Annotated in this window: 1 protein-coding gene; it reads left to right on the top strand. The window is 55.1% G+C overall.

Features of this window, described 5'->3' with window-relative positions; all coding sequences use genetic code 11:
* The coding region (locus A372_RS32525) for an AMP-binding protein (protein WP_157259369.1) at nucleotides 1-1,271 on the top strand (1,271 nt) is incomplete at both ends.

The raw sequence follows: 1,271 nt of genomic DNA, 5'->3' as shown, positions 1-1,271 counted from the left end.
TTCGGCAGCGTGGTGTCCGGAAGACCGGCAGCCCTTCCCGGTGTGGAGGGGATGATCGGGCTGTTCATCAATACGATTCCGGTCCGGGTGAAGTGCGAGGCTGGAGAAACCGCAGCCCGTGTGCTGCAACAAGCGCAGGAGCAAGCGCTGGCTTCCCAAGCCTACGACTATTATCCGCTGCATGAAATCCAGGCCCAAAGCACAAAAAACTGGGAATTGTTTAACCACATCTTGGTGTTCGAAAATTACCCGGTGGAGGAGCACGCAGGTCTGTTGGGAGATACGGCAGGGCTAGAAATTACCGGAGTTCAAGCGGAAGAGCAGACCAACTATGACCTGAATGTGATGATTATGCCAGGAGAAGAAATGACCATTCATTTTGACTACAATGCGCAGGTGTATGAACGCGAAATGATGGAGCGTCTGCAAAGGCACCTGTTGCGAATCGTGGAGCAGATCGTAGCGGATACGAACATCCCGGTACAAGAGCTCGAGTTGCTTACGACGGCCGAGAGGGAGCAATTGCTCGTACAGTTCAACGACACGAAGGTGAAGATTCCTGAAGAGGCAAGCATACCTTCCCTGTTCGAGAAACAAGCGGAGAAGACGCCGGATAGTCTGGCAGTTGTCTGCGCAGAGCGGCAGCTCACCTACCGGGAGCTTGAGGAACAGGCCAATCGTATCGCTCAATGGCTGCGGGCGCACGGCGTAACGGCCGAAGACTGTGTAGGCGTCCTGATGAGTCGTTCGCCGCAACTGATCGCCGGACTTCTCGGTATCCTGAAGGCCGGGGCAGCTTATGTTCCGATAGACCCGGTTCTGCCGGAGGAGCGCATCGGGGGGATGATCCGGGATGCTGGAATCCAGGTTCTGCTGACGGATGCGGCGTACACGGATACCCTATTCAGCTTCCGAGAGACATCGCTGCGTCATGTATTGTGTCTGGATGATTCGTTGGTGAAAGAGCTGATAGAGCATCCAGGGCAAACAGAAGACCAGGCAGACCAAGTAAGTGACGAAATAAGTGACGAAATAAACCTCGGCGGCAATACCATCTTCTTCTCCTCCGCTGAGGAGCTGGCAGGGTATTCTTCCGCGCCCGTTGGCGTCGAGATAGACCCATCTGGCAGCGCGTACGTCATCTACACCTCCGGAACGACCGGTACGCCGAAAGGGGTAGTCGTGGAGCACCGGAACGTGGTGAATTTCATCTCGGGGATGATTCGTGAGCTTCCTTTTGGGACTTGTTCTTCGATGCTGTGCGTTACGAC

The organism is Paenibacillus sp. OSY-SE (assembly GCF_000283315.1).
GTDB classification, from domain to species: domain Bacteria; phylum Bacillota; class Bacilli; order Paenibacillales; family Paenibacillaceae; genus Paenibacillus_B; species Paenibacillus_B profundus.
The sequence above is the reverse complement of the archived record's forward strand: the minus strand, read 5'-3'. Positions and strand labels throughout refer to the sequence as shown.